Source organism: Longitalea luteola (genome assembly GCF_017356035.1).
Classification (GTDB): Bacteria; Bacteroidota; Bacteroidia; order Chitinophagales; family Chitinophagaceae; genus Niastella; species Niastella luteola.
On record NZ_JAFIQX010000005.1, the window covers coordinates 251,890 to 271,347 of the forward strand.

Genomic DNA, 19,458 nt, shown 5'->3' on the forward strand with positions numbered 1-19,458 from the left:
GCGCGGCGCCTGGAAACCGCAACCGGTAACTGAGAAACAAATCACTAACGATACAAGTTATACGATCAAGAAAAACAATGATATGCAAACTTCAAAAAGATTGGAAGGAATTGGCGAATACTATTTTTCGCAAAAGCTGCGGGAGATCGATGAGTTGAACAAGCAGGGCAGGAACGTGATCAACCTGGGCATTGGCAGCCCCGACCTGCCGCCGCATGCCGATGTGGTAAAGACCCTGCAGGAAGAAAGCGCCAAACCCAATGTACATGCTTATCAGAGTTATAAAGGCTCGCCGGTATTGCGTAAAGCCATCAGCGACTGGTATAAGAAATGGTATGATGTAGAACTGAATGCCGATACAGAGATATTACCACTGCTGGGCAGCAAGGAAGGCATTATGCACATTTGCATGACCTACCTGAATGCAGGCGATAAAGTGCTGGTACCCAATCCCGGCTATCCTACCTACAGAAGCGCCGTTAAACTGGCCGGTGGCGAATGCGTTGATTACGATCTTACGGAAGCCAATAACTGGGAGCCTGATTTTAATGCGCTGGATAAACTGGTGGCTGCCGGTGGGACATTTAAATTAATGTGGATCAACTATCCGCAAATGCCGACGGGGCAACTACCGTCTGTTAGCCTGTTCGAAAAGATCGTGGCCTTCGGTAAAAAGCATAACATTCTTGTTTGTCATGATAACCCTTATTCTTTTATCCTGAACGACAACCCCACGAGTTTACTGCGGGTGCCCGGGGCGAAGGAAATAGCGATCGAGCTGAATTCGCTCAGTAAATCGCACAATATGGCCGGCTGGCGGGTAGGGGTCTTGAGCGGCGCCAAAGAGCGCATCGATGAAGTACTGCGGTTTAAAAGCAATATGGACAGCGGTATGTTCCTTCCCGCACAATTAGCGGCTGCCAAAGCATTACAATTACCAAAGAGCTGGTACGATGAAGTGAATGCTATTTACAAAAAGCGTCGTGAGAAAGTTTTTGAATTGCTCGATCTGCTGGAATGCGTGTATGATAAAAGCCAGGCTGGAATGTTTGTATGGGCCAGGATCCCGGCCGGCTACAAGACCGGTTATGAGCTGAGCGATCAGGTGCTGTACAATACCGGGGTATTTATAACGCCCGGGGGCATTTTTGGAAAGGCAGGCGATGGCTATATACGGGTGAGCCTGTGCAGCACGGAAGAAAAGTTCGCAGAAAGCATTACACGGATAAAAGCATTTTTACCAGCATTAAAAGTTAATTAGAGCATGTTCAATACCGTTACCATAGTTGGTGTAGGATTAATCAGCGGTTCCTTCAGCCTGGCCCTGAAAGAGCGGGCGCTGGTTAAAAAAGTGATCGGTGTAAGCCGTACGGAGGCAAGTGCACAGAAGGCCATAGAGCTGGGCCTCATAGATGAAGCGCTGCCCCTGGACGAAGCGGTAAAACAGGCCGATCTCATTTATGTGGCCATCCCGGTTGATGCTACCATCGGCGTTATGCAACAGGTGATGGACATGATAACCGATAAACAGATCGTGGCCGATGCAGGCAGCACCAAACATGCTTTGTGTTCTGCCATAGCCAGCCATCCCATGCGTCACCGGTTTGTGGCCACCCATCCTATGTGGGGTACGGAATACAGCGGTCCGGAAGCAGCTGTGCGGAATGCATTTGCCGGCCGTTCCTGTGTGATCTGTGAAAAAGAAAAAAGTGATGCAGCCGCGGTTGCAACCATTGAAGACATTTACCGTCAATTGGGTATGCACCTGGTATACATGGATGCCGACAGCCATGATATGCATACGGCCTATGTAAGCCATATTTCGCACATCACTTCCTTTGCCCTGGCCAATACGGTACTGGAAAAGGAAAAAGAAGAAGATACCATTTTCGAGCTGGCAGGTGGTGGTTTTGAGAGTACGGTTCGTTTAGCAAAGAGTAACCCGGCGATGTGGGTGCCTATTTTCAAACAGAACCGCGAGAACGTGCTGGATGTGCTGAATGAACATATCAGCCAGCTGCGCAAGTTCAAGGCCTGCCTGGAGAAGGAGAACTATGCTTATTTGCTGGAGTTGATAGAGCAGGCGAATAAGATCAAACGAATACTAAAATGAGTTCCAGGATACAGGTTACAAGTTACAGGGGATCACATTTTTTGAAGTTGTACTCCCTGCAACCTGAAACCTGGAACTTGTAACAGCACTAATACAGCGGGCTCGTAACCCTGAAAAGGGGCTCTGAAGGTCCCAGCCGAACTGGATATAATCAAATTGCTCTTTGAACAGGATTAAATTGGTCAACGGCCATAATAACAGTACCTTTGCGCCAAATTTTCTGACTATGATAACATTTGATGCATTGGGATTGGATGAACGGCTGATACAGGCTACCAATGCTTTAGGATTTACTAACCCCACCCCGATACAGGAAAAAGCCATTCCTGTGTTGTTGAGCGGAACAAAAGATCTGGTGGGACTGGCGCAAACAGGTACCGGTAAAACGGCTGCATTTGGGTTGCCCCTGTTGCATTTGGTGAATGAGCAGTTGAAGCATCCCCAGGCATTAGTGGTGTGTCCGACAAGGGAATTGTGCATGCAGATCGTGAATGAAATTGAAGGATTCAAAAAGTTTATACCCGGTATGTATGTGGCGGCTGTTTATGGCGGCGCGCCTATAGGCCAGCAGATACGTGATTTGAGAAGAGGTGTGCAGATCGTTGTAGCCACACCCGGCCGTTTGATCGATCTGATAGAACGCAAGGCAATCGACCTTGAGCAGATCCAGTATGTCATCCTGGATGAAGCCGATGAGATGTTGAACATGGGCTTCCAGGAAGATATTGAATTCATTTTGCAGAACACGCCCAAACGCGAAAGCACCTGGTTGTTCAGCGCTACCATGCCACCGGAAATTCGCCGCGTGAGCAAGCGCTATATGAAAGAGCCCGTTGAAGTAACAGTGGGCAAAGTGAATTCAGCCAACAAGAACATCGATCACCAGTACTACATCACCAGTGCTCAGCACCGGTATGAAGCACTGAAAAGACTGATCGATTTCAATCCTGGCATTTACGGCATCATTTTTACGCGTACAAAAGCCGATGCCCAGGATATTGCCGAGAAGTTAACCCGCGAAGGATACGATATCGATGCATTGCATGGCGACCTTACCCAGCAGCAGCGCGACAAGGTGATGGGTGATTTCAGGGATAAGACCTTACAGCTCCTGATAGCAACAGATGTGGCCGCCCGCGGTATCGACGTATCGGGCATCACGCATGTGATCAACTACGAGCTGCCCGATGATGTGGAAGTATACACCCATAGAAGCGGAAGAACCGGCCGTGCCGGTAAGACCGGGGTATGTATGTCGATCGTGCATGTGCGCGAACTGGGAAAGATGCGGCAGATACAAACCATTGTACAGGCGCCTTTCCATAAGCTGGAGATCCCTACCGGTAAGGATGTTTGCCGTAAACAGTTCTACCACTTCATGGACAAGCTGTTGCAACTGGAGGTGAACCATGGCGATTATGAGACGTATGTACCCATGCTTGAAGAGAAGTTCGCCGATATGAGCAAGGAAGACATTTTGAAACGCGTGGCCGCCCTGGAGTTTGACCGCTTTTTGAAATATTACGAGAATGCCGAAGACCTGAACGTACGGGAACAACGCCGCGAAAGAGGCGAACGCCTGACCGTTCGGCGCGATGGCGACAGAAAACCATACACCGATACCAGGGGCCGCAAATTCGCTGGTGGTGGCGATTATACCAAGTTGTTTGTGAACCTTGGTACCAAGGACGGTTTTTATAAAGCCAGTTTTCTGCAGTTCATTTTAGATATGAGCGAACTGCAAAAAGATGTGCTTGGAAGAATAGATATGAAGGAAATGAATAGCTGGATCGAGATCGATAAACGGGCAGCCCGTCAGATGATCCAGGCTATTGATGGAAGAAATTACAAGGGAAGAAGGATCAGGATGAACGAAGCGGATAGCAGACGCTAACCAATTAGCTAATTTGATAATTTGCTAATTAGCTAATTGGAAAACCACTGACAATAATTTCAATTAGCAATTATATCATTTAACATTAGCAGATTATCACATTAGCAAATTAGCAAATTAACAATTGTATGCAACAAACATCAACAACCATGAGAGAGACCGTGCAACAGGTATGGAAAAAACGCCCGATGATTATCAGTGGACCCTGCAGTGCCGAAACGGAAGAGCAGGTTCTGGAAACCGCTACCCGGCTGGCAAAAACAGGTAAGGTAGACATGCTGCGTGCCGGCATTTGGAAACCACGTACACGTCCGGGAAGTTTTGAAGGAATTGGAACAAAAGGTTTACCCTGGATGCAGCAAGCCAAAAAGATCACCGGCTTACCAGTGACTGTAGAAGTAGCTACTGCAAAGCAGGTAGAAGATGCACTGACCTTTGATGTAGACGTATTGTGGATCGGTGCCCGTACCACTGTTAACCCGTTCAGTGTACAGGAAGTAGCAGATGCTTTGCGTGGTGTTGATGTACCCGTGTTGATCAAGAACCCTATTAATCCTGACCTGGAACTGTGGACCGGTGCTGTTGAGCGTGTGGCCAAGGCAGGCATCAAACAGATTGGTTTGATCCACCGCGGATTCAGTTCTTATGGTAATACCGAATACCGGAATGCGCCTATGTGGCACCTGGCCATCGAAATGAAACGCCGCAATCCGGAATTATTAATGATCAACGATCCTTCACATATCAGTGGTCGCCGCGATATCCTGCTCGATGTAGCCCAGAAAGCTATTGACCTGGATATGGACGGATTGATCATCGAAAGCCATATCGATCCCGATAAAGCCTGGAGCGATGCCAAACAACAGGTTACCCCCGAAAGACTGGGTGAAATGATCGGTCAGATCGCATGGCGCAGAGAAGATGTTAACTCCGAAGAATATCATGCCGCTCTCGAAAAATTGCGTCAGCAGATCAATCACCTCGATGATGAACTGATGCAGATCTTAAGTCAGCGTATGAGCATTGCAGAAAAGATCGGTGAATACAAAAAGAACAATAACATCACCATTCTGCAAACCAACCGCTGGAATGAGATCCTCGACAGAGCATTCAAAAAAGGTGAAAAACTGAACCTGAGCAAAGAGTTCATCACCAAATATTTTGATGCTGTACACATGGAGAGCATTAACCACCAGAACAAGATCATGAATTCATAAGATGTGAATGGTCAATGGTGAATGGTGAATAGCTCACGGATCTGGAGGTTCCGGATTACCCGGGAAATTCAAAATCGAGAAATTATTGACCATTGACAATTGACCATTCACGATAAAGACTTCCAAATGACAAGCCAAAACAGCAAAGTGTATTTGTTCATACATGTTATAACCTGTGTAAAGAATAAAGAGCCTTTGTTGACGAAGCCTGTTCGTACTGTTTTATTTGCACACATTAAGAAGCATGCAGCCGAGAATGGCATCAATGTGCTGTCGGTGAACGGCACCGATGATCATATGCATGCTGTCGTGCAAATGATGCCAACGCAGAATCTGGCCCAGATAATGAAGAGCATCCGTACCGAATCAGCCGCCTGGATCAATGAAGGCAATTTCATCAAAAGCCATTTTGAGTGGGACGAAAACATCGCCGCATTGAGCGTTAGCCCAAGCAGCGTAAAACAGGTGCTTGATTATATTGAAAAACAGGAAGAACACCACAAAACGAAGACGCTGGAAAGTGAGCTGGAAGTGTTTCAGAAAATTCAAGTTTGATTAGCGCGTATGCAAACAAAAAGTTACCAGTTTACTGCAGCCACCGTGAACTATTATTTCGATGCTGATTTTTCCCGGCTGGAAAAAATGATCGGCAAGGAACACGCGGTGCTGATCACGGATGAACATATTTTCCAGGCCCATAAAAAAAAGCTGAAGGGGTGGAACTGCATTTCCCTGAAGCCCGGTGAAGAATATAAAGTGCAGGCTACCGTTGATTCGATCATAGAACAACTGATCGAGTTCAAAGCCGACCGCAGTACCTGGCTCATAGGTATCGGTGGCGGGGTGGTTACCGATATTACCGGTTATGTAGCCGCAGTTTACATGCGGGGCATCAGATGTGGCTTTGTACCTACCACCATCCTGGCCATGGTAGATGCTTCCATCGGTGGCAAGAATGGAATTGATGTAGGCATTTATAAAAATCTAGTAGGCACCATCCGACAGCCGCAATTTTTATTGTACGACTATAGCTTTCTGAAATCTTTGCCCAAACAGGAATGGGTGAACGGTTTTGCCGAGATCATCAAACATGGTTGTATAAAAGACCTGTCCTTATTCAAAGAGCTTGAAAAGAACAAGCTTACCCATTACCAGAAAAACAAACCCGCTTTAGCCAAACTCATTCGCCGCAATGCAGATATAAAATCAACTGTAGTGCAGGCCGATGAATTTGAGAAAGCAGAACGGCGCCTGCTGAACTTTGGCCATACCCTGGGGCATGCTATTGAAAATATGTATGAGCTCAGCCATGGCCAGGCCATCAGCATCGGTATGACAGCCGCCTGCCAGATCTCGGAAAAGCTGGTGCGTTTTAAAGACAGTGACCGGGTTATACAAACGCTTGATCAATATGGATTGCCCACGCTGGCCAACTTCGATAAACCCAAAGCATTTGAGGTATTGAAGATGGATAAAAAGCGGGAGCAAAAAGAAATGAATTTTGTGCTGCTGGAAAAGATAGGGAAGGGGATCGTTAAGCCCATACCTATGGCGGAGCTGGAGAAAATTATTAATGAACTTAGTTAATCAGTTAACAAGTTGACCAGTTAACTAGTTAACTGGTCAACTGATCAACTTATGAGAGTAACAATTCAACCATCTGAAATAAAAGGAACCATACAGGCGCCTGCCTCTAAAAGCTCGATGCAAAGAGGATGTGCAGCGTCATTACTCTTCAAAGGAACCACCATCATTCGCAATCCCGGTCATTCAAATGACGATAATGCAGCGCTGGGTGTTATCAGGGACCTGGGTGCTGTAGTACAGAAAATGGACGACGGCAGTTTGCAGATCACCGGCGGTGGCGTAAATCCCGAAAGCGGCGCTGTTAATTGTGGCGAAAGTGGTTTGGGCATCCGCATGTTCACGCCGATTATCTCATTGAGTAATAAACGTATTACCATCAATGGCGAGGGCAGCCTGGTGAACCGTCCGATGGATTTCTTTGATGAAGTGTTGCCGCAGCTGGGTGTTGAGATCAATTCGCGCGAAGGCAAACTGCCCTTGCACGTGAAAGGACCACTGCAGCCCAAAAATATTACCATCGATGGCTCTTTGAGCTCACAATTCCTGACCGGCCTCTTATTCGGTTATGCCGCTTCAAATGCCAAAGGCGTAACCATAACGGTGAACAACCTGAAAAGTAAGCCGTATATCGATCTTACCTTAACGGTAATGAAACAGTTTGGCTGGCAGGTAGAGAACAGGAATTATGAAGCCTTTCATTTTACCGGAACAATCAATCCTCCATCTGAACGGATAATTTATACCGTAGAAGGTGACTGGAGTGGGGCGGCCTTCCTGCTGGTGACCGGCGCCATTGCCGGCGATATCACCGTAATGGGACTCGATGTACAATCGACCCAGGCCGACCGCGCCGTACTGCAGGCATTGCAGGCTTGCGGCGCCCGCATGAGCATACAACCTGAGCAAATTGAGATCGGACCTGCTGCCTTGAAAGCTTTCCAGTTCGATGCAACAGAATGTCCTGACCTGTTTCCGCCCCTGGTAGCCCTGGCTGCTTATTGCAAAGGCACTACCGTTATTGAAGGCGTAACCCGGTTAACCCATAAAGAAAGCAACCGCGCCTTAACACTGCAGGAAGAGTTTGGCAAAATGGGCGTTGACATTCAACTGCAGGATGACCTGATGCTCATCAAAGGTGGCAACGGACTGAAAGGCGCTGCCGTACATTCGCACCACGACCACCGCATAGCGATGGCCTGCGCCGTAGCTGCTTTAAAAGCAACCGGTGAAACCGTGATCAGCGAAGCCCAGGCGGTGAGTAAATCCTATCCTGATTTTTATGAGCATATTACAGCTTTGGGTGCCATTGTAAGCAAAGCGGGTACAAAGCCGTAATGGTAGATATGAGTGTAATTAAGGGTTACAAGTTACAGGTTACATGTTCCAGGGAACATAATGAAATGTACGCCATGTAACCAGAGACCTGCAACCTGTAACATATTGTTAGTTGCTGCACGCATATTGTATGCTGAAGCGCTCTAATATTAAAAGAAGAACATTACAATACAATGAACAGTTTCGGTCGCATATTCAAAGTAACCATATTCGGAGAATCGCATGGTGAAAGTGTGGGTTTGAATATTGATGGTTGTCCTGCCGGTTTGCCATTATCGGTAGAAGATTTCCTGGCAGATATAGAACGCCGGAAAGGCGGTACCCAAAAAGGTACCACGCCGCGTAAAGAGGATGATCTGCCTATTTTTAAAAGCGGGGTGTTCAACAACAAAACAACCGGCGCTCCGCTGACCATTTTATTCGAAAACAAGAATACGCGTTCAGGCGACTACGAAAAGCAACGCGCTGTTCCCCGCCCGGGCCATGCTGATTTTGTTGCTCATCAAAAGTTTGGCGGACATGAAGATTACCGCGGCGGCGGCCATTTCAGTGGCCGGTTAACCGTGAGCCTGGTAGCTGCCGGTGTAATTGCCAAAAAACTGTTGGGTGATGCCAAAGTAACCGCCAGCATCCTGGAGATCGGCGGTGAAAAAGACCTCGAGAAAGGCTTACAAAATGCGATCGATCATAAAGACTCTATTGGTGGTATTGTTGAATGCCGCGTAACCGGTCTGCCGCCAGGGCTGGGCGAACCTTTCTTCGATTCAGCCGAATCACTGATCAGTCATGCGGTATTTGCCATCCCTGCCATCCGCGGCATTGAATTCGGCACCGGCTTTGCCGCTGCGCGGATGTATGGAAGCGAACACAACGATGCTATTGAAGATATGACCGGTAAAACCCGCACCAACCATGCCGGTGGCATCGTGGGTGGAATTACCAATGGCAATGAACTGGTTTTCCGCATTGCAGTAAAACCGACTTCCTCCACTCCCAAAGAACAACAGACGCTGAACTGGGAAACCGGTGAACAGGAAGCGTTCTCCGTAAAGGGCCGCCACGATCTGTGTATTGCCCTGCGTGTACCTGTTGTACTGGAGGCGGTTACTGCCATGGTGCTGGCCGACCTGCTGTTGCTGGAGCAACGCATCAAACGACTGGTGTAATGCCGCTGCTACATCATATTCCTTACCAGCAAACCATAAACAACAATGCATTCTTACATCATCAATGCTTCTATACAAATAGTTCCTATTGTACTCGACAAACATCCTTACCAGTGGGTTGATGATGCCATTGCCATTATTCAACAATCCGGGATCAAATATGAAGTAGGTCCTTTCGCGACTGTGCTCGAAGGAACGTATGATGACGTAATGAAGGTGATTCACCAGGTAAATGAATTCCTATACCAGAAGGGATGCGCCGAGTGGATCACTAATTTGCAGATCCAGGTTCGTAGTAGTAGCAATGTAACTGGTGATGAAAAGATTTCGAAGTTTAGATAGAGTTACAGATTTCAGGTGACAGGGGGATAGTCTTTATGATTTACATTGAATGCCCTGCAACTTGTAAACCGTAACATTTACTTGCTGTTGGAAAGTAAATCATTAAAAGGAAGATCAAGTACCTCATATCCACGATCATTGCTCCAGAAAAAGTGCCACCACTCCGTTTCCAGTTTAGTAAAACCATGTTTTTCCATCGTTTCTTTTAACAGCTTCCGGTTGGCCAGTACGGCTGGTGACAAAGCAGTAAAACTATGATGGGCCGTGTCGGTAAAATTATCAAAGCCGGTTCCCATATCCAACTCATGGCGGGTGTTAAGATCGATGATCGTAAGGTCAACCGCCAGGCCGCGATTGTGTCCTGATCCTTTCCCTGGATGAGCCACATAGCGCTCATCGCCAATCAGTTCCCAAAATTTTACCGTAACGCTGTATGGACGGTAAGCATCGAATATCTTCAGCCCATAGCCCTGGCTGTTCAATTCTTTTTGAACCGCCGCCAGGGCCCTGGCAGCAGGCAGCCGCAGGAACGTGCAGCGGGGCGCCGGCACATACATTTGCCGGTGGGTAAAATTGTTGGCGCCGGCATAGCGCAGATCGAGCACCAGACCCGGCATAAATTTTAGCAGTTCCACCATTTTTTTGGCAGAATCATTGTGTACAGATAATTGATAATCAGTGAATTTATTTATGACTGGCACGCCGTACCGGCTAACGCCTGTTTCTTGTCCGCGGCCCGGCAGCACGTGGAAAAAAATAAGGAAAGCCAGGATGTAAATACAACGGTGAAGTACTATTTTGTATAACATTGCAACCGGTTTAAAGGCAGGTCAGTCACTGAAAAGATACAAACTTTTATTCCGGATAACCAGGATCCATGAACATGAAAAAATGTATTCTTTCCCGCCTTCATTGGTGTTTGATCATTGTAGCGCTCGGCCTGGCTGCCTGCCATGGACGCGGAAAAGCGGCCGTTAAGCCTCCCCAGCCAAAAGAAAAAGACATTGTAGAACAGCCCGAAGCACTGAATATCCGCATCCCCAGGAATATTCAGTCGGCCCTCGAATTCATTCTGGCCAGTAACGGGGTGCTGAACGACTCCATGTATTTTGCAAAAGACTCGCTCGTTCACGAAGTTTATCAAAAAAGAAACTTTGAACCCATCTGGAGCCGCCAGGAAAAATGGCTGCCGCTGAGCGATTCGCTGCTGCACTTTATTGGCCAGTCGAAGGATTATGGATTATTTCCCACTGACTATCATTACAATATCTTAAACAACATCCGCACTAAAACCACGGAGGACACGCTCGCTCAAAAAGACGCTGCGCTGTGGTCGCGGGGCGAATTGCTGCTCACCGACGCTTTTTTCAGAATTTGCAGCGACCTGCACCGGGGCCGGCTGCCGTATGACAGCGTCACGTTACGCAAAGACACGCTTACCAGAAGCGCCTACCTCAGTTTGTTCGACTCGCTGCAGCAAACAGGCCAGGTAGATACTTTGATGCACGCCCTGGAGCCCAAACACATGGCGTACGACTCGCTGAAATTCGAGCTGCAGAAAATGCTCCGATCAGTAGAACCTCTTAAACGATATACATATATTCCCTCGCCGCCTAATAATTCCATGGATTATGTCAACAACCTCAAGCAGCGGCTGTTTGAAGAGGAGTTACTGGAATCGCCTTATGATTATCTCGACACTACGTCGCTTAAGATGGTGATCGCCAGATACCAGCGAAAGAAAGGGCTTGCAGAGACCGGAAAATTGAACCTTAACACGATCAACAGCCTGAATAATACGGATTGGGAAAAGTTTAAAAGGATTGCCATTACGCTGGACAGGTATAAATTGTTACCAGATTCAATGCCAACGACTTATATCTGGGTGAACATTCCGGCCTTCAAAATGTGCATTGTTGATTCGGGTACTGTGAAGATGGAATCGAACGTTATAGTGGGGCAGCCTAAGACAAGGACGCCGCTGCTGACATCGAATGTATCGAATTTCATTACATATCCGCAATGGACGGTTCCTTACAGTATCATTTTCAATGAAATGTTACCAAAGATCAAGGCCAATCCCGACTATTTGCGGAAGCAGAACCTGATGGTGGTTGACAAGAACGACAGTGTAATGAATCCGGACAGCGTGAACTGGAAGCGATACAGCAAGCATTATTTTCCCTTTCTGATAAAACAACGGCAGGGTGACGATAACTCGCTGGGGGTGTTGAAGTTCAATTTTGCAAACAAATACGCTGTTTATTTGCACGATACCAATGCCCGCTGGCTATTCTCTAAAGAGAACCGGGCCTTGAGTCATGGATGTGTAAGGATCAAGGATTTCATGAAATTGGCCGATTTTTTGGTAAGGAATGATACGCTGCGATATCCGCCCGACACGTTGCGGAGCTGGATAGACAGGCGGGAAAAACATGTGGTTTCCGGGTTCCCCCGGGTGCCCATTTTTATCAGGTATTTTACCTGTGAAGCGAAGAACGGAAGCATTAAGTTTTATAATGATGTATATGGGGAAGACAGGTTATTGAGTGAGCGATACTTCGATACCAAGACCCTTTGATAAATTCTATACCATGAAAAATATATTGGTTTTAACAGTCCTGATGTGTGCGGCTGTTGCGTCAAAAGCGCAACAGAAAGTAGATAGCGTGGCATTGAACAAGAAAAGAAATGTGCCTGTAACTCAGTATGGTGTGGCTAGTTTTTATGCCGATAAGTTCGAAGGCCTGCGTACCTGCACCGACGAGGTGTTCACCCAGAAAAAACTGACCGCAGCCTGTAATACCCTCCCGCTCAATTGCTGGATCCGCGTTACCAATCTGAGAAATGATAAATCGGTGGTAGTATGGATCAACGACCGCATGCACCCGGCCAACCCCCGTTTGATCGATATGAGTAAATCGGCCGCTGTCGCCCTGGGCTATACCGGCCGTGGCTTAACCAAAGTTAAGATCGAGTATCTGGGTAAAAAGAAACCGGAAGACCAGATGGTGGCCGGCAATCAATAATTAATTTCTCCAGTTTACAGGTACCGGCTATTTTTGCCCGAACGGTTCTTCCCAAACCGGCCGGATATGAAAAAACATGTAGGATTTCTGCTGGCTGTCCTGTCATTAGTAGCCCCTGCATATAGTCAGGACGATTATATACAGCGACCTACCTTGGGGATCTATTTTTTCTTCAATGATTTCAAATCGGCTGCGAATATCCGCGCTACTTCGCTGCGCCAGGCGCTGCGGAATTCACAATTCGGCAAGCTGAAAGATATGTCGCCCGGACTGGCATTGAACTTCATCAACGGGTTAACGAAGTATTTCGATTTTACGGGTACATTGACCGGTAGTTTCCTGGATTATTATAAACAGGATGACGTGTTGCTGGGGCAGGATAACCTGTTGCTGGAAGGCGATGTATCTATTAAAGGAAAATTGTTTTCAAACCGGTATTGGGTGAGTCCCTTCCTGCAAATAGGCACGGGCATTTCCAAGTTCAGAAGTTACTGGGGCGCATTCATTCCTGCCGGCACCGGCTTACAGGTAAATCTCTTCGATGAAGTCTTCTTTGTTTTTAATGCACAATACCGGGTAGCGGTTACCGAAACAGTAAGCAATCATTTCTATTACAGTATTGGCCTTGCAGGGAATATCGGGAGGAAGAAGGTGGTTCATCGTTCTGTGTTGCCTCAATAGTTTACAGTTCATAGTTCACAGTTCAAAATTTATAAGTTATTAAGTTATTTAGTTCGTTAGTTAGAACTAAATAACTTAATAACTTAATAACTGAAGAACTGATTAATCAGGCTACAGCACACCTTTGGTAGAAGGGAGATAGTTCGATAACGGATCACGCTTAACCGCCATGCGTATCGCTTTGGCGAAAGCTTTGAAGATGGCTTCTATTTTATGGTGTTCATTATCACCGTGGCATTCGATATTCAGGTTGCAGCGGGCTGCATCTGAAAACGATTTAAAGAAGTGAAAGAACATTTCTGTTGGCATTTCACCTATGCGTTCTCTTTTGAATTCGGCATTCCATACGATCCAGTTGCGGCCGCCGAAATCGATCAGTACTTTGGCATCGGCTTCATCCATCGGTAATGCAAAACCGTAACGCTCCATACCCCGTTTGTCGGCCAGAGCTTTGGCAAATGCTTCACCAAGTGCAATACCGGTATCTTCAATGGTGTGGTGTTCATCGATATGCAGATCACCGTTTGCCCGAATGGTAAGGTCCATTTTACCATGGCGCGCGATTTGATCGAGCATATGATCAAAAAAGCCGAGACCGGTATAAATAGCACCCTTGCCGCTGCCATCTACATTCAGGTCTATTTTGATCTGCGTTTCATTGGTATTGCGTTCATGCACCACTCTGCGCAGGCCCAGTTTCAGGTATTCATAAATGGTGCTCCAGTGCGTAGATTCCAGGGCAATCACCGGACGCAATTCATTTATCTTATCACTTATTTCACCGGCGCCCAGGTTGGGGTCCTGGTTCAGCCAGATGGCTTTACAACCGAGGTTCTTGGCCAGCTGTACATCGGTGATACGATCGCCGATCACATAGGAGTTGGCAATATCATACGCCGGATTGTTCAGATATTGTGTGAGCATGCCCGTCCCAGGTTTGCGGGTAGGGGCATTGTCTTTGGGAAATGAACGGTCGATATGAACGGCGCTGAAATGAATGCCTTCACCTTCCAGACTTTTCATCACCAGGTTATGCAGGGGCCAGAAGGTGTCTTCCGGGAAAGCATCAGTGCCCAGGCCATCCTGGTTGGTGACCATTACCAGTTCATAATCCAGTTCACGGGCAATGCGGCCCATGTACTCGAACATGTTCGGATAAAAAGTGAGCTTGTCAAAAGAATCTAACTGGTACGTAGGAGGCGCTTCGTTAATTAAGGTTCCGTCGCGATCGATGAATAAAATCCGTTTCAAAAAAGTTATTTTAAAAGTTCAATTGTTATTTGAGCTTGGCGCGCAGGGCTTTTACTTCAGCAGCCGTCACCATGCTGGCTTTATTCCCAAAGCTATTGCGAACATACGTTAAAACATCAGCAATTTCCTGATCATTCAACACTGATTCCTGCGGAGGCATGGGATTGTGGAATTTATCCCCGTCAATTTCAATTTCACCACCCTGTAAGCCTTTCAGTACAATCCTGGTGAGGGCTTTTTTATCACCCAGCACCCATTTTGTTTTTATCAGGGGCGGGTTCATGTTTGGTACGCCGCTGCCATCGGGCTGGTGACAGGCCAGGCAGGCATTTTCATACACCGTTTTACCTCTGGCCATCGCCGCTTTTAACCTGGCTGGTTGTTGCTGTTTTTGTTGAAATGCAAATGCGGTGGCAATGAATAATACCAGTACTATGAGCATCGTTCTTTTCATATATGATTAGTTTAACTGTGATTGGTTGGGTGTTGATGAATTGTTACCGGGTACCGGTTACCAGTTACCGGGCTAAAAATTTATACAGTTTAATTATTGTCAGGCAGCATGCATTTAGAGCCTGGCAACCGGCAACTGGTAACTGGTAACTGACTTTACTTGCCATAACTCACTTTCCATATCGTCCCATTGTTGTCATCGGAAACATACAGCGAGCCATCGGGGCCTTGTGCCAGCCCGCAGGGGCGGTATTTCGCTTTACCGGTTGATCCGCCCTGTTGAAAACCGGAGAAGCCGTCAGCAAATACCTCCCATTTTCCATTGGGCATGCCGTCCTTGAACGGTACGAACACGACAAAGAAACCAGCCTGTGGTTCGGGAGCTCGGTTCCACGAGCCATGAAAGGCGATAAAAGCGCCGTTTTTGTATTTGGCGGGGAATTGATCTCCTGTATAGAACAGCAGCGCATTGGGCGCTAAATGGCCGGGGAACTGTACAATTGATTTTGTTTTGTCGGCACAGCGATCTGCCTTCTGGCGGTCGCCGCCATATTCCGGATTTTGTAACTGTTGGTTTTTGTCGATATCCCAGTAGCAATAAGGCCAGCCGCAGTCGGCGCCTTTCTTCACGCGGAACATTTCTTCAGCCGGATTTTCAGCGCCTTCTTTCTGATTGAACAGTTGGGGGAAGAACTGGTATAACATGTCGCGGCCATGTTGCATAACGTACAGGTCATTTACTTCGGTATTCCAGTCGAGGCCCACTACATTGCGCAAGCCGGTCGCGTATCGTACGCCTTGTTCGTATGACTGGTTTGTTTTATCAGCTTTGAACTGCCAGATCCCGCCTGCTTTTTCGAGGATGGGGCAGGGGTCTTGTCCGGGTGACCCTTTAACGCGGTCCTGCACCTGGCAGCAATTGGAAGGAGCGCCGATGTTTACATAGATGTTGCCATTGTTGTCCAACGCAAGTGATTTTGAATTGTGTTGGCTTTTATCAACCAGTCCGGTTACTATTTTTTCTTCTGAGGCAATATCTACAGCGCCGGTCTTTTCATCGATCTTGTAACGGTACACATCCGAATTGGAAGATGCATACAGGTAACCATTCTTTATGACAATGCCGGTGCCTACATAATTGCCAAAGCCGCTGGTTTCATCGGCTTTGCCATCGCCATTGGTATCGTGTAAACGGATAATGCCTTTATTATCTTTCAGTTTTTCGAGCTTGACAAATACATCACCATTGGCGGCCACCGTGAGGTGGCGGGCCTTGCCCAATCCGCTTGTTACAACTACCGATTTAAAACCCTGAGGCAACGTGATGGCCGGGCCATCGTCGTCTTTTTGAACAATGCCGGTCGAAGGTGATTTCAGCCTGGTGGTATCATTGCCGAATGCAGTAACAGCTATAACGGCTGTACATGCAAGGATCATTAAATTTTTCATAATGCAACTGTTTATAGCGCTTTTTTTAAACAAGCGAATTTTAAAATTACTGTTTAGTTACCAGTTACCAGGTCCCAGATACCAGACAAAAAATTCGGAGTTCCCGACTGCAGGCAGAATGATCGACATTCATGGCCCGGAAACCGGTAACCGGTACCTGGCAACAACCTGATCAGGATGGTTTCCAGTTTTTCACTGCATCAACAACGGCCGCATTTTCTGCCGGGGTGCCCACGGTGATCCGCAAACAACCGGCGCACAGCTCAACACTGCTGCGATCGCGCACCACAATGCCTTTTTCGAGTAAATATTTATATAAAGACTTTGGCTCAGTTACCTGCACCAGCAAAAAGTTGGCATCTGAAGGATAAATCTTTTGAACCACGGGAATAGTCAACAGGTCTTTCGCCAGTAAATCGCGCTGGGCAACTATTTCTTTGATCATGTCATTTACCTGTCCAACCTCTTCCAAAGCCTGCAGGGTCAGTTCCTGCGAAGCCTGGTTAATATTGTAAGGCGGTTTTATTTTATTCATCACGTGAATGATCTCCTGCGACGCAAATGCCATACCCACACGCAGGGCGGCCAGGCCCCAGGCTTTTGACAGGGTTTGCAGGATCACCAGGTTGGGATAATCATTCAATTCCTGGGTGAACGAACGAAAGCGGGAGAAATTGATATATGCTTCATCGATCACTACAATGCCGTGGTAATTGTTCAGAATAACTTCAATATCGTCGCGATCCAGTGAATTGCCGGTAGGGTTATTGGGCGAACATAAGAAGATGATCTTGGTGTTGTCATCGATCGCTTCTTCAATGGCCGGCAGGTTGAGCTGGAACGCCGGGGTGAGCGGAACCTTTTTGATATTAACATCATTGATGTGGGCGCTTACTTCATACATGCCATAGGTGGGCGGACAAATAAGAATATTATCGACGCCTGGCTCGCAAAATGCCCGCATCAGCACATCGATACATTCATCACTGCCATTTCCCAGGAAGATGTTCTCCACCGGAACGCCTTTAATGGTCGACAGCTTTTCTTTTACTTTCAATTGTAATGGATCCGGATACCGGTTATACCATTTGGTAAGCGGTGAGCCGAAACTGTTTTCATTCGCATCAAGGAAAGTGTTGGCCTCCCCTTTGAATTCATCGCGTGCTGATGAATAGGGTACCAGCTTTTTTATATTTTCTCTTAGTAAACTATTTAAATCGAATGACATACTTTTTTTTTATCGTGAAACGTGAACGGTCAATGGTCAATGGTCAATGGTCAATAGCCAATGGTCAATAGTCAATGGTCAATGGTCAATGGTCAATGGTCAATCCGCCTTCGCCAGGGCTTTGGCGGACAAGCGTACAATTGAATTTTCGAAAAAGCGCAACTTTAATGTAAATAATCACAGTTGCCAACGCTTTTTCGACGAACTGCCGTTACAAACCACAAACCACTAACTAAAGAACTTAATAACTAAAAACTTACGAACTAAGAACCGGAACTGAAAACTTTGAACTGAAAACTTCAAACTATGTGGTAACCGGTTACTATGCCCCCTTTCGGGGCAGGGTATCATAAACGAACTTTAACCGCATTTGCATGCGCCTGTAACCCTTCCGCTTCTGCCATGGTAATAACTGTTTTGCTGATGTTTTTCAGGCCTTCCTGGGTCAGCTGCTGGAACGTGATCTTTTTTACAAAGCTGTCCACGCTTACGCCGCTGTACGCTTTGGCATAGCCATTGGTGGGCAGGGTATGATTGGTTCCGCTGGCGTAATCACCGACGCTTTCGGGTGAATAATGGCCCAGGAATACAGATCCTGCATTGATGATCTTTTCAGCAATGGCTTCCGGGTTGTTACAACTTAAAATGAGGTGTTCTGCGGCATACTCATTCAGCAGGTCAATCGCTTCTGCTTCATTATTTACCAGGATCAGTTTGCTGTTGGCCAGCGCTTTTACAGCAATGTCTTTTCGCGGTAGTACGGCTACCTGTTTGTTGATCTCCTGTTCAATATCCTCAACGACGGCCTGCGTGCAGCTCACCAGCACCACCTGGCTGTCGCTGCCATGTTCTGCCTGGCTCAACAGATCGGCTGCTACAAAGGCCGCATTCGCCGATTCATCGGCATAAACGGCCACTTCGCTGGGGCCGGCGGGCATGTCGATGGCCAGTCCATCCTGTTGCACCAGTTGTTTGGCGCAGGTTACATACTGATTGCCTGGACCGAATATTTTAGACACAGCCGGAATGGTTTCCGTGCCATAAGCCATTGCGCCGATAGCCTGTACGCCGCCTGCTTTAAATACTTTGGTAATGCCCACTGCTTTGGCTGCAAACAGAATGGCCGGGTGCAGCTGGCCATTGGCATCGGGCGGTGAGCAAAGGATTATCTCCGTACAGCCCGCGAGCCTGGCCGGAGCGCCCAGCATCAGGATAGTGGAAAACAGCGGCGCCGTACCACCGGGAATATACAAACCTACTTTCTCGATGGCCACATTTTTGCGCCAGCATTTCACGCCGGGCATGGTCTCAATAATTTCAGGCGCCGAAAGCTGTGCTTTGTGAAATGTTTCAATATTTACTTTGGCCGAAAGGATGGCGGCTTTCAGTTTAGCGTCGAGCGCTTGTTGCGCGATCGTGAATTCCTCCTCATTGACCTGGAGGTTGTAGATAGCAGCTTTATCAAACTGCTGCGTGAACCTTTTTACGGCTGCATCACCTTCCTGTTTAACAGCCTGCAGAATATTTTTTACAGAACCTTCCAGTGCTTCTACATTCATCACCGGCCGTTGCAGCAACGCCTTCCATTCACTCCGTTGCGGATATTGATAAACTTGCATAATGAAATTAATTAGGCTTGTTCTTGTTTTCTTGTGCCCTGATGATTGTTTCTTTGACTCTTATGTTATTTGCCTTCAGCCTTCAGCCTTCAGC

The 19,458-nt window shown here is 47.2% G+C and carries 18 protein-coding genes; 12 read left to right on the forward strand and 6 right to left on the reverse strand.

Going from position 1 to position 19,458, the window contains the following annotated elements; all coding sequences use genetic code 11:
- The first annotated feature begins 82 nt into the window (after positions 1-82).
- From JUB15_RS15075 to JUB15_RS15115, 9 genes are all read left to right on the forward strand, one after another.
- The gene (locus JUB15_RS15075) at positions 83-1,261 is read left to right on the forward strand and encodes a pyridoxal phosphate-dependent aminotransferase (protein ID WP_207513320.1); all 1,179 of its coding nucleotides are present in this window, start codon (positions 83-85) and stop codon (positions 1,259-1,261) included.
- Between the two features lie 3 nt (positions 1,262-1,264).
- Positions 1,265-2,113 carry a prephenate dehydrogenase gene (locus JUB15_RS15080; RefSeq protein WP_207513321.1) on the forward strand — a complete coding sequence of 283 codons (849 nt, stop codon included), beginning with the start codon at positions 1,265-1,267 and terminating at the stop codon, positions 2,111-2,113.
- 226 nt (positions 2,114-2,339) lie between these two features.
- Positions 2,340-4,007 carry a DEAD/DEAH box helicase gene (locus JUB15_RS15085; protein ID WP_207513322.1) on the forward strand — a complete coding sequence of 556 codons (1,668 nt, stop codon included), beginning with the start codon at positions 2,340-2,342 and terminating at the stop codon, positions 4,005-4,007.
- 128 nt (positions 4,008-4,135) lie between these two features.
- On the forward strand, positions 4,136-5,224 hold the full coding sequence (locus JUB15_RS15090; protein ID WP_242696355.1) for a chorismate mutase: 1,089 nt from the start codon (positions 4,136-4,138) through the stop codon (positions 5,222-5,224).
- A 126-nt stretch (positions 5,225-5,350) separates the two neighbouring features.
- Positions 5,351-5,779 (forward strand): transposase, encoded by a 429-nt coding sequence (locus JUB15_RS15095; protein WP_207513323.1) that lies wholly within the window; start codon positions 5,351-5,353, stop codon positions 5,777-5,779.
- A gap of 9 nt (positions 5,780-5,788) precedes the next feature.
- Positions 5,789-6,811: a 3-dehydroquinate synthase gene (gene aroB, locus JUB15_RS15100; protein ID WP_207513324.1), complete on the forward strand. Its 1,023-nt coding sequence runs from the start codon at positions 5,789-5,791 to the stop codon at positions 6,809-6,811.
- 51 nt (positions 6,812-6,862) lie between these two features.
- On the forward strand, positions 6,863-8,146 hold the full coding sequence (aroA, locus tag JUB15_RS15105; RefSeq protein ID WP_207513325.1) for a 3-phosphoshikimate 1-carboxyvinyltransferase: 1,284 nt from the start codon (positions 6,863-6,865) through the stop codon (positions 8,144-8,146).
- Between the two features lie 173 nt (positions 8,147-8,319).
- On the forward strand, positions 8,320-9,312 hold the full coding sequence (locus tag JUB15_RS15110) for a chorismate synthase (RefSeq protein WP_207513326.1): 993 nt from the start codon (positions 8,320-8,322) through the stop codon (positions 9,310-9,312).
- Between the two features lie 45 nt (positions 9,313-9,357).
- Positions 9,358-9,654, forward strand: coding sequence for an MTH1187 family thiamine-binding protein (locus tag JUB15_RS15115; protein ID WP_207513327.1), 297 nt, complete (start codon positions 9,358-9,360; stop codon positions 9,652-9,654).
- A gap of 77 nt (positions 9,655-9,731) precedes the next feature.
- Here the strand turns inward: JUB15_RS15115 and JUB15_RS15120 are convergent, their stop codons facing one another.
- Positions 9,732-10,463, reverse strand: a complete 732-nt coding sequence (locus tag JUB15_RS15120) for a M15 family metallopeptidase (RefSeq protein WP_207513328.1) — start codon at positions 10,461-10,463, stop codon at positions 9,732-9,734.
- 68 nt (positions 10,464-10,531) lie between these two features.
- On the opposite strand from JUB15_RS15120, the gene JUB15_RS15125 reads away from it, so the two are divergent.
- From JUB15_RS15125 to JUB15_RS15135, 3 genes are all read left to right on the forward strand, one after another.
- The gene (locus JUB15_RS15125; protein ID WP_207513329.1) at positions 10,532-12,235 is read left to right on the forward strand and encodes a L,D-transpeptidase family protein; all 1,704 of its coding nucleotides are present in this window, start codon (positions 10,532-10,534) and stop codon (positions 12,233-12,235) included.
- A gap of 13 nt (positions 12,236-12,248) precedes the next feature.
- Entirely contained in the window at positions 12,249-12,683 is a 435-nt protein-coding gene (locus JUB15_RS15130) for a septal ring lytic transglycosylase RlpA family protein (protein ID WP_207513330.1), read from the forward strand.
- A 66-nt stretch (positions 12,684-12,749) separates the two neighbouring features.
- Positions 12,750-13,364 (forward strand): hypothetical protein, encoded by a 615-nt coding sequence (locus JUB15_RS15135; protein ID WP_207513331.1) that lies wholly within the window; start codon positions 12,750-12,752, stop codon positions 13,362-13,364.
- Positions 13,365-13,475: 111 nt separating this feature from the next.
- Here JUB15_RS15135 and hisB read toward each other — a convergent pair whose 3' ends face one another.
- The 5 genes from hisB to hisD all read right to left on the reverse strand — a co-directional run bounded on the left by hisB (position 13,476) and on the right by hisD (position 19,364).
- Complete coding sequence (hisB, locus tag JUB15_RS15140) at positions 13,476-14,615, reverse strand: bifunctional histidinol-phosphatase/imidazoleglycerol-phosphate dehydratase HisB (RefSeq protein WP_207513332.1); 1,140 nt, start codon at positions 14,613-14,615, stop codon at positions 13,476-13,478.
- Between the two features lie 25 nt (positions 14,616-14,640).
- Positions 14,641-15,069, reverse strand: a complete 429-nt coding sequence (locus JUB15_RS15145; protein WP_207513333.1) for a c-type cytochrome — start codon at positions 15,067-15,069, stop codon at positions 14,641-14,643.
- A gap of 155 nt (positions 15,070-15,224) precedes the next feature.
- Positions 15,225-16,517: a PQQ-dependent sugar dehydrogenase gene (locus JUB15_RS15150; RefSeq protein ID WP_207513334.1), complete on the reverse strand. Its 1,293-nt coding sequence runs from the start codon at positions 16,515-16,517 to the stop codon at positions 15,225-15,227.
- Positions 16,518-16,689: 172 nt separating this feature from the next.
- Positions 16,690-17,745 carry a histidinol-phosphate transaminase gene (gene hisC, locus JUB15_RS15155; RefSeq protein ID WP_207513335.1) on the reverse strand — a complete coding sequence of 352 codons (1,056 nt, stop codon included), beginning with the start codon at positions 17,743-17,745 and terminating at the stop codon, positions 16,690-16,692.
- A 347-nt stretch (positions 17,746-18,092) separates the two neighbouring features.
- The gene (gene hisD, locus JUB15_RS15160) at positions 18,093-19,364 is read right to left on the reverse strand and encodes a histidinol dehydrogenase (protein ID WP_207513336.1); all 1,272 of its coding nucleotides are present in this window, start codon (positions 19,362-19,364) and stop codon (positions 18,093-18,095) included.
- Positions 19,365-19,458: the final 94 nt, after the last annotated feature.

Bases quoted from the DNA above. Each gene is read 5' to 3' on its own strand.
- JUB15_RS15075 (WP_207513320.1), top strand. From the start codon at position 83: ATGCAAACTTCAAAAAGATTGGAAGGAATTGGCGAATACTATTTTTCG.
- JUB15_RS15080 (WP_207513321.1), top strand. From the start codon at position 1,265: ATGTTCAATACCGTTACCATAGTTGGTGTAGGATTAATCAGCGGTTCC.
- JUB15_RS15085 (WP_207513322.1), top strand. From the start codon at position 2,340: ATGATAACATTTGATGCATTGGGATTGGATGAACGGCTGATACAGGCT.
- JUB15_RS15090 (WP_242696355.1), top strand. From the start codon at position 4,136: ATGCAACAAACATCAACAACCATGAGAGAGACCGTGCAACAGGTATGG.
- JUB15_RS15095 (WP_207513323.1), top strand. From the start codon at position 5,351: ATGACAAGCCAAAACAGCAAAGTGTATTTGTTCATACATGTTATAACC.
- aroB (WP_207513324.1), top strand. From the start codon at position 5,789: ATGCAAACAAAAAGTTACCAGTTTACTGCAGCCACCGTGAACTATTAT.
- aroA (WP_207513325.1), top strand. From the start codon at position 6,863: ATGAGAGTAACAATTCAACCATCTGAAATAAAAGGAACCATACAGGCG.
- JUB15_RS15110 (WP_207513326.1), top strand. From the start codon at position 8,320: ATGAACAGTTTCGGTCGCATATTCAAAGTAACCATATTCGGAGAATCG.
- JUB15_RS15115 (WP_207513327.1), top strand. From the start codon at position 9,358: ATGCATTCTTACATCATCAATGCTTCTATACAAATAGTTCCTATTGTA.
- JUB15_RS15120 (WP_207513328.1), bottom strand. From the start codon at position 10,463: ATGTTATACAAAATAGTACTTCACCGTTGTATTTACATCCTGGCTTTC.
- JUB15_RS15125 (WP_207513329.1), top strand. From the start codon at position 10,532: ATGAACATGAAAAAATGTATTCTTTCCCGCCTTCATTGGTGTTTGATC.
- JUB15_RS15130 (WP_207513330.1), top strand. From the start codon at position 12,249: ATGAAAAATATATTGGTTTTAACAGTCCTGATGTGTGCGGCTGTTGCG.
- JUB15_RS15135 (WP_207513331.1), top strand. From the start codon at position 12,750: ATGAAAAAACATGTAGGATTTCTGCTGGCTGTCCTGTCATTAGTAGCC.
- JUB15_RS15145 (WP_207513333.1), bottom strand. From the start codon at position 15,069: ATGAAAAGAACGATGCTCATAGTACTGGTATTATTCATTGCCACCGCA.
- JUB15_RS15150 (WP_207513334.1), bottom strand. From the start codon at position 16,517: ATGAAAAATTTAATGATCCTTGCATGTACAGCCGTTATAGCTGTTACT.
- hisC (WP_207513335.1), bottom strand. From the start codon at position 17,745: ATGTCATTCGATTTAAATAGTTTACTAAGAGAAAATATAAAAAAGCTG.
- hisD (WP_207513336.1), bottom strand. From the start codon at position 19,364: ATGCAAGTTTATCAATATCCGCAACGGAGTGAATGGAAGGCGTTGCTG.